This window comes from Halorubrum sp. BV1, from assembly GCF_000746205.1.
GTDB lineage: Archaea > Halobacteriota > Halobacteria > Halobacteriales > Haloferacaceae > Halorubrum.
This window is the reverse complement of sequence record NZ_JQKV01000012.1, coordinates 1-7954: the sequence shown is the minus strand read 5'-3', so window position 1 is coordinate 7954 and position 7954 is coordinate 1. Positions and strand designations below refer to the sequence as shown.

General features: G+C 66.1%; 8 protein-coding genes. 4 read left to right on the top strand and 4 right to left on the bottom strand.

All coding sequences use genetic code 11. The features are described from left to right. Positions 1-10 precede the first annotated feature (10 nt). From EP28_RS11285 to EP28_RS11270, 4 genes are all read right to left on the bottom strand, one after another. Positions 11-292, bottom strand: coding sequence for a hypothetical protein (locus EP28_RS11285; protein ID WP_049984121.1), 282 nt, complete (start codon positions 290-292; stop codon positions 11-13). Between the two features lie 162 nt (positions 293-454). Continuing rightward, positions 455-1312: a hypothetical protein gene (locus EP28_RS11280; protein WP_049984120.1), complete on the bottom strand. Its 858-nt coding sequence runs from the start codon at positions 1310-1312 to the stop codon at positions 455-457. 3 nt (positions 1313-1315) lie between these two features. Then, the gene (locus EP28_RS11275) at positions 1316-1951 is read right to left on the bottom strand and encodes a hypothetical protein (protein ID WP_049984119.1); all 636 of its coding nucleotides are present in this window, start codon (positions 1949-1951) and stop codon (positions 1316-1318) included. 2 nt (positions 1952-1953) lie between these two features. Further along, on the bottom strand, positions 1954-2718 hold the full coding sequence (locus tag EP28_RS11270; protein ID WP_155118477.1) for a helix-turn-helix domain-containing protein: 765 nt from the start codon (positions 2716-2718) through the stop codon (positions 1954-1956). 363 nt (positions 2719-3081) lie between these two features. Here EP28_RS11270 and EP28_RS11265 point away from each other — a divergent pair, with 363 nt between their 5' ends. From EP28_RS11265 to EP28_RS11250, 4 genes are all read left to right on the top strand, one after another. Next, positions 3082-3345 carry a hypothetical protein gene (locus EP28_RS11265; RefSeq protein ID WP_049984117.1) on the top strand — a complete coding sequence of 88 codons (264 nt, stop codon included), beginning with the start codon at positions 3082-3084 and terminating at the stop codon, positions 3343-3345. Further along, positions 3335-3673: a hypothetical protein gene (locus tag EP28_RS11260; RefSeq protein ID WP_049984116.1), complete on the top strand. Its 339-nt coding sequence runs from the start codon at positions 3335-3337 to the stop codon at positions 3671-3673. The genes EP28_RS11265 and EP28_RS11260 overlap by 11 nt, the downstream gene beginning before the upstream one ends. Next, entirely contained in the window at positions 3670-4023 is a 354-nt protein-coding gene (locus tag EP28_RS11255; RefSeq protein ID WP_049984115.1) for a hypothetical protein, read from the top strand. Before EP28_RS11260 ends, EP28_RS11255 begins: the two co-directional genes overlap by 4 nt. A gap of 708 nt (positions 4024-4731) precedes the next feature. Further along, entirely contained in the window at positions 4732-7950 is a 3219-nt protein-coding gene (locus EP28_RS11250) for a phage/plasmid primase, P4 family (RefSeq protein ID WP_049984114.1), read from the top strand. Positions 7951-7954: the final 4 nt, after the last annotated feature.

The window sequence follows — 7954 nt, the reverse complement described above, 5'->3', positions numbered from 1 at the left end:
CGTGTGTTGGTTAGGCGTCGTAGTCGCCGCGACGCGCGCGGAACGCGACCTCGTCGAGGCCGGCGCGCTCGCACTCGGCCACCAGGAACGCCTTCGGCATCGGGACGTCGCTGGCGTAGTCGTGGTACGTCCCCGCGCGCAGCTTCTCCAGCATCCACTCGGGCGCTCCGGCGGCGTGGAGATCGTCGCGCAGGCGCTGCTGACTCGGCGGGAGATCGTCCGGGTTCCAGCCCGCGGCCTCCGCGCCGACGTCGGCGAGCAGCTCCTCGACGAGGTCCTCGTCGTCGCTCACGACTCCGCCCTCGCAGCGCCAGCTCCCGCAGCGAGACCGGGACGGGGACGGGACCGAGGCGGCCGCTGCCGGGGTGCTTCACTAAATTCCGCGCTGAGAATCTTATGCGCGTTATTAGTAAATGGTGTGTGGCGCTTGTTTGTTTGTGAGGTTGTTCGTCGGTCAGTCACTGTTCAGAATATTACTAACTGCCTGCTGGCTGACACCGATAGCATCGCCGACCATTCGTTGACTGATGTCGGTCTCCTGTATCTCTGGGTGGTTCATGATCGCCCGGATGGTCTCGTCGCGTGACTCTTTTCGGGCGTTTTTCTTCTTCTTCTGGACCTCCTCCTTATGTTCGTCCAGGGGGATGAACTCCTGTCCGTCCTGTCCCTTGATGCGCTGCTGCTTCTTCCGGGTGAGGTAGTTATAGACGCCGCGTAGGTCGGTCCCGGTCTCGATGTCGCTCACCTGGAGATACTGCTGCTTCGGCGTGTGCAGCGTCTGCTGATAGGGCATCCACTTGAGGTGATGCACGAGGCCTTTCCCTCGGTTCGTCATGGAGATCCAGACGTCTGCGAGCTTCTGGATGTCCTTATCGATGAACCCGCGCACCGGCGCGTTCACGACGACGTACTTCTGCTCGACGCGCCCCATCGACATGATCTCGCGGAGTGCCTGGTTCGTCTTCGACATGGCCGCCCGGTTGCTGGCCCCGACCTCTGCCTCGTCGAGGACGAGACCGCTCCCGCGTGGCTGCGAGGAGTACGCGTTCCGGACCTCTTCGGGCTGGATGCTCACCTTCTCCTCGGTGATCCCCTCGGGCGTCTGGTCCATCGCGTCGGCCAGCTGGAGGCTGAAGACCGTCTTCCCGGTCCCGCGACGGGCGCGGTAGTCGTCCACGATGATGATCACGTCGCGCTCCTGGGTGAGGACGTCCTCGAAGAGCTCCTGCATCCAGGTGCCCTCCTGGAACGGGTTCTCCAGCGAGCGGTCGGGGATGTCGGCGTCTCCGCCCGAATCTGTATTGCTGCTCATGGTTTATCGGACCTCGTCGAGGTCGAAGTCGTTCGACAGCTCAGCGTCCGGGAACAGGCCGAGGACCTCCATCGACTCGGCGAGGAGATCGGCGACGGCCTCCAGGCGCTGCGCGGCCAGCAGTTGCTGCTGGGTCCGCACCTCTTCGTGGGTCCCGAGCGCGTCGCTGTACTCGACGGTGTACTCCTCGACGCGGTTCCGAAACTGGTCGAGGCTGCTCAGGCCCTCCACGTGGTTGTACACGAGCTGGCCCTCGTCGTCCGTCTTCGGGACGGTCTCGCGCTCCAGGACGGCGTCGCCGCAGTTCGGGCACATGTCGCCCGGCGAGTAGGCGCTCTCGTCGTCCAGAGAGTCGTACGCGGTACACGCCGGGCAGAGCGCAACGGTGACGTAGACCGGCTCAGTCGGCCAGAGCTCCTCTTCCTCCCAGAGTTCCTGCGTGACCTCACGGCGCTTCAGGCGAGCGCGCAGCTCGTCGTACAGGTCGAAGACGGTGTCGTGAAAGCTGTCGTGCGCGTTGTCCTCGAACTGGGTGCCGGACGCGCGCCGGTACGCCTTCCGGGCCTGAACCATCTGCTGGTACGCCTGCCGCACCTCGTCGTTCTGCGTCGGATCGCGGGCTTCCTCGGTGCTCGACATGGTCACCACCCCTCGTAGGCGTGGAGGCGCTGAACGAACCGGTCGGCGACGTCGCCGGCGGCCAGGAGCGCGTCCACCGACGGGACGAGGATCTCCAGCTCCGACTCGTCGATGTTGTCTAGCGAGCGGTTCCCGTGACCGTCGGTCGCAGTCAGCCCGATGGTGGTCCAGATGCTGAGCAGCCCCGAGAGGCCCTTCACGTTCCCGTGCTCGGAGTCGTTGAACAGGACCATCTCCTCGACGTAGCGCTCGGCGGCCTCGCGTGACAGCCCGTCCTCGGGCAGGTCGTACGCGTCGTGGCCGTCCTCGTCGAGGTCGGCCCAGTGGACCCGCAGCGTCGTTCCGTTCCGCAGGTAGTCGATGAGCGCCTCCAGCACGGCGAGGCGCTTCCGCGCCGGCACGTCGCCGTCCTCGTACTCGTTGAGCAGCTGGCGGCGGCGGTCGAGGTACACGGCGCGGCTCTTCACGACGTCCTCCCAGAGTTCCTTCTGCGCGTCCTCGATCACTGCCTGGACGTCGAGCGAGGTGCTGTCGCTCTGGTCGGCCTGCGAGTACCAGTAGACCTGCGCCTGACCGACTTTCCGGCTGCGAACACCGGGTTTCTGCTCCAGTTCGTCGAGTTGGTTCCGGACCGACTGGTCGGACACGTCTACGGCCTCTGCGAGGTCTGAGACGGTCAGGACCGGGCACCGGTCGTTACGGTTCCGGGCCGCTGCTTGGAGTTCAGTCACCAGGACACGGGCATCTACTTCGGCTGGTCGTCCCATACACCCGTTTATGCGGGCCTCCCTCTTATTCTTTGGCCCTGTGTAGTGAAACGCTTGAGTTACACAAAGCTATAACAAGTTGGAGCGAGAAGACCGGGGTAACGATGCAGACCAGCCGCTCACGAAGCGAGTCCACGAAGCCCGTGAGTGGCGACTGTCGGCTGTCGCTGATTGGTCGGGGCAAAGGTCGCCCGGTGTCGCAAGCACCGGGCAGAAGCGTTGCACGTACGCACGGACACGGCGGTTCACAGGGCCGGACCAGTGTCCGTATCTGGATTCTCGGGCGGCGACCTTCAAGGTTTACGTCCCCTCCAGGTACGGCTCCTCCAGCGGCTGTGACTCCCGTGTCCGGCGTTTTCGGACATGTCTATCCACGAAACCAACGACACAACTGAGGACCGCGAGGTACCGTCACCAGAACCCCAGAACGGCATCGCGCTGGCGCTCTGGAACGCCGACCCCGAGACGCCCGTCGAGGAGATCCCGAAGCTCCTGGAGGACGTCAAGCGGTGGGTGTGCACCGACTGCGAGAAGGAGACCTTCGTCCACCCGACGCACTGCGGCCAGTGCGGCGCGACGACGTTCGACCGGGTCGTCCCGAACGAAGAGGAGGACGATGGAAGTTGAGTTCCGAGGCGGCATCGGCTACGCCACCGCCGACGAGGCCGACGACCTGGAGGAGTTCGCGTTCGACCGCGGCGACCGCTTCGTGATGTGGCACGCCCGACGCGACGAGCGGGCCGACGGCGACGAGTGGGCTGTCGTCGAGCGCACGTTCCAGTACACCGTCTCCTGGGTCCGAGAACGAGACGACGTCCCGACTCGGGAGAGTCACCGCGTCTACAAGCTGCTCAGCCGGAATACGTTCAACGAGGTCTACCTCAGCGAGCGCGACCTGAAGCGCAGCGGGCAGTGGAAGCCCGTCGAAGAGACCGAGGACGGTGGGGGCCGATGAGCTCGGGATACTCCCCGTCCGCCGGGATCGCGGACGTCTACCTCGAACTCGACGCCGCCGAAGGTGCGCACCACGATCTCGGCGAGCACGTCCAGGTGACGCGGCACGCCGAGGAGCGCTTCCTGGAGCGTGTCAGCGGGCGCGAACCGTTCCCTCGCGGACGGATTCGACAGGAGTTCAGGGAAGCCGAGGAGGTCGTCCTCGACGACGCGCGGATCAACGACCCGACCCGAGTCCACCCTGAGAGCGGCGTCGCGTACGTCTACGACCCGCGCGACTCCACGGTGATCACGTGCTTCATCCCGACCGAACAGCAGCTGCCGAGATCCCCTGAAGAGGCCGATGCATGACCTGTGTCGTACGGTCGCGCCGGTATCGGAAGGAGGGACACCTTACGTTTAAGAGGATGTCGTGGATACGTCTCGGTACACAAACAGAGCTAACCAACACAACTCGCCTGGGAGAAACCTCCCGGGGCGGTCGATTCCGCCCCATTGTCCCTAATCTGGGTTTCTCTCGGCTTCAACGTAAACCTATCGCTCGTTGGTTAGCGGTAGGTCTGCGCAACGAGGCCGACGTCACGGTGCGTCGGGCGGTCACCGACTCGAACTACATGACCGCAACCACCGACACTGCCGATCTCGACGAGGAGCTGTACCGCCTACTGTCGCCTCTCTGGCGACAGAAGACCAGCGGGTGTGCTGGGGTGAGTCACCTGTGTGCCACCCCGGGGTGTCACACCCCGCCCCACGAGGACAGCCGGAAGGAGACCGGAGCCGGCCGAACTCAGGGGGGAACCCCCCTGTGTGCTGGGTGTGCTACCCCTAAACGCTACTATCGCGTAGCGGGCGAGTGTACGCACCCACACACCCGCAGGGGAAAGTGTTCGGTCTGGACCCAGCACACCCAGCACACACACCTATCGGGGTGCGGAAACTGGACTCTCGCGCCCGCTCTCGCCGTTTCGCGCCCTCGGAGGTGTGACACCCGGGGGGAGCACACCGACCCCCCGGGGGCAGCACACCCCAACCCTCTGAAATGTTCGCGGGGTGGTGTCCATGTCTGAGGTCGAGGTGGCCGCCGACGAGATCCCCGAGGAGCTGAAGGAGCGCGACCAGTGGTTGATGTGGGACGCGTCCGCGGACGCGCCGCGTCGCCCGCACTGGCGTGGGAACTTCAGCGTCAGCTGGACCGACCCGGACGACTGGCACTCCTTCCAGGAGGCCGTCGAGGCCGCGCAGGAGCGCGAGACGTGGGGCATCGGCTACGTCTTCTCGAACACGAACGACGACCACGCTCCGGGCGTCTACGGCGCGCTGGACCTGGACGGGTGCGCCGACGAGGACGGTCGCCCGAAGGACTGGCTCCCGTCGCTCCAGTCGTTCTTCGACGAGGACGCGTACATGGAGTTCTCGCCGTCGGGCGAGGGCATCCATATCCCGCTCGTCGGCTTCGAGCCGCCCGAGTGGTGGCGCGACGTCCACTTCACCGATGAAGAGCACGAGGGCGTGGAGGCGTACGGGAAGAAGTTCTTCACGTTCACCGGGGACCGCCTCCAGGGCTCGGGCGACGAGGTCGCCGACACCGGCGACTACGTCGAGGACTGGCTGATCGAGGCGCACAAGGCGGTCACGGGTGAGGACCCGACGAAGGAACGGTCTGCCGACTTCGAGGACGCCAGCGACGGCGGTCGCGCGAACCGGGAGGAGTTCCTCGACGAGGATGACATCCGCGACGCCCTGGACCACGTCGATCCCGACGTCGAGTACAACACCTGGCGCGACATCGGCTTCGCCCTCGCGGACTTCTTCAGCAGCGACCACACCGCCCTCTCGGTGTTCGAGGACTGGTCGCGTGGGGGGAGCAAGTGGGACAGCGAGGCTGAAGAACGCGCCGAACGCATCATCAGCGACGCCAGCAGCGGCGGCGGGCGCACCATCGGGACGGTCATCCACCACGCCCGTCAGAGCGGCTGGGAGATGCCGAAGACGTCGTCGGGCCCCGAGCACAAGCGACCGCCCGGAGAGGCGCGAGCACTGGCAGAACAGGAGGGAGACGGCGGCGACGACGACGAAGGCGACGGGGAGACGACCGAGTGGGAGGTCTCCTGGAACTACGTCCGCGACCTCTACAGCGAAGAGGGGAACGACTGGGGGCGGTACTACGCCGCTGAAGCCCTGGACGACCGGTACTCGTGGATGTTCGTCGTCGAGTCCGAGACGCTCTGGGTCTACGACGAGGACCGCGGGTACTTCAACCGCTGGGGCGAGCAGTTCGTGGCGAACGTCCTGGAGCGCGAGCTGGGGACGCACTACTCGCGCAGCCAGAAGGACGAGGTCCTCGCGCGTCTCCAGGCCCGCCACCAGACCCACCGGGAGGAGCTGAACGCCCGCGCTCGGGACGGTCACTACCTCTGCGTCGGGAACGGCGTCGTGGACCTCGCTACCGGCGACCTCCACGATCACGACCCGTCGTACAAGTTCACTCGCGGCCTCCAGTGGGACTACGAACCCGCGAAGGCCGACCCGGAGCCCGTCGTGGAGTTCCTCGACGACATCACGAAGCGCGAGGCCGACCGGGACACGCTTCTGGATCACCTCGCGCACGGTCTGATGCCCGGGCACCCCTACCGCGCCTTCCTGATCACGTACGGGCCGGGGTCGAACGGGAAGACCCAGATGGGGCAGCTGTTCCGCGGGTTCGTCGGCGAGGACAACGCGGCGAGTGTGGAGCTCCAGGACCTCACCGGCGACGACAACTTCGCCACGGGCGGCCTCCCGGGCGCGTTCGTGAACGTCGGTGACGACATCTCGGTGAGCGAGATCCGGGACGTGAGCATCCTGAAGTCCCTCACCGGCGGCGGCACCGTCCGGGCGAACGAGAAGTACGAGAAGCAGTACGAGTTCGAGAACGAGGCGGCGATGTTCTTCAGCGCGAACGAACCGCCGCGGATCAGCGAGGAGAGCGACGCGATCGGGGACCGGCTGTACCCCATCGAGATGCCGTACCGGTTCGTGGATAACGACGCCTACGACCCTGAGAACCCGAAACACAAGAAGAAGACGCCGGGGATCTCCCAGTCGCTCCTCGACGACGAGAGGGCGATGCAGGGGCTGCTGCTCCTCGCGGTGAAGCACGCTCAGGAGCTCATCGAGTCGAACGGCCAGTACAGTATGCCCGAGGGCCCGAAGGAGCGCCGGGAGCTGTACGAGGCGGCCAGCGACCCGATTCGCCGGTTCGCTCTGGAGTACCTGGAGCAGGCCGACCAGGGCGATCTCATCCTGAAGGACGACGCCTTCGACGTCTACAAGGCGATGTGTGAGGAGCAGGACGAGCGCGTCGCCAGCGCCGACGGGTTCAAACGGCAGATAGCCCAGCAGGCGCTCCTCGACGTCGAGAGCGCCCGCACGCGGAAGCTCACGCCGGGCGACACCCAGGAACGATGCTGGCGGTACATCCGGTTCGACGAGGACGCGAAGGACCTGATGTCGCCCCGACTCATCGAGCGGTACTTCCCGGGCGAAGAGGCCGGCGACGACGACGACGACGGCGACGAGGACGCCACCAGCGGCGACGAGAGCCCGGTCGAGAAGGAACGCGCTGCGTTCGGTGCGACGTCCATCAGCAGCGCCGCTGAGGCGCTCACGGGCTACGTGACGGTCACCGCGGAGGTCGCGGCTGTCCAGCGTCTCGGAGAGGAGGGCAACGGCGTGAAGGCCATCCTGAAGGACACTACTGGAGCGATGGACCTGAAGACGTGGGAAGAGGACTGGAGCGCCCGCCTGGAGGACCTGGAGGGCGAGACAGTCGTCGTGGAGAACGCCGAGGTCTACGACGACGACTACGACGGCACCCGGAAGCTCGCTCCCGTCGCGGGGCTCACAGACGTCCAGACCATCCAGCAGGGCGTCGGCCACACCGAGGGCGAGGAACCGGGAGACGCGCAGGGACAACTGGACGAGACGCCCACACAGGCCGAGGCCGAGGCCGACGGCGGCCAGGTTCCCGACGTCGTGGACGACCTCGCTCCGCGCGACGACGAGGACGACACGACCAGCAGCGTTCCCGAGGACGCGGAAGGGATGCTCGCCGACGCCCGCCGTCTCGTCGAGCTCCTGGAGCAGCGCGGCATCGCCCTGGAGGAGCGCGAGATCGTGGTCGCGGCGTCCATCGACCGAGACCTGATGGGCCCGGAACGGGCGAAAGAGGCGCTGGAGTACGCGGTCTCGGAGAAGGGGCTCATCATGGAGACCGAGGACGGGTACACGCCCGTCTGAGGAC

Coding starts and splice junctions, on each gene's coding strand:
- EP28_RS11280 (WP_049984120.1), bottom strand. CDS start 1,312: ATGAGCAGCAATACAGATTCGGGCGGAGACGCCGACATCCCCGACCGC.
- EP28_RS11255 (WP_049984115.1), top strand. CDS start 3,670: ATGAGCTCGGGATACTCCCCGTCCGCCGGGATCGCGGACGTCTACCTC.
- EP28_RS11270 (WP_155118477.1), bottom strand. CDS start 2,718: ATGGGACGACCAGCCGAAGTAGATGCCCGTGTCCTGGTGACTGAACTC.
- EP28_RS11250 (WP_049984114.1), top strand. CDS start 4,732: ATGTCTGAGGTCGAGGTGGCCGCCGACGAGATCCCCGAGGAGCTGAAG.
- EP28_RS11275 (WP_049984119.1), bottom strand. CDS start 1,951: ATGTCGAGCACCGAGGAAGCCCGCGATCCGACGCAGAACGACGAGGTG.
- EP28_RS11260 (WP_049984116.1), top strand. CDS start 3,335: ATGGAAGTTGAGTTCCGAGGCGGCATCGGCTACGCCACCGCCGACGAG.
- EP28_RS11265 (WP_049984117.1), top strand. CDS start 3,082: ATGTCTATCCACGAAACCAACGACACAACTGAGGACCGCGAGGTACCG.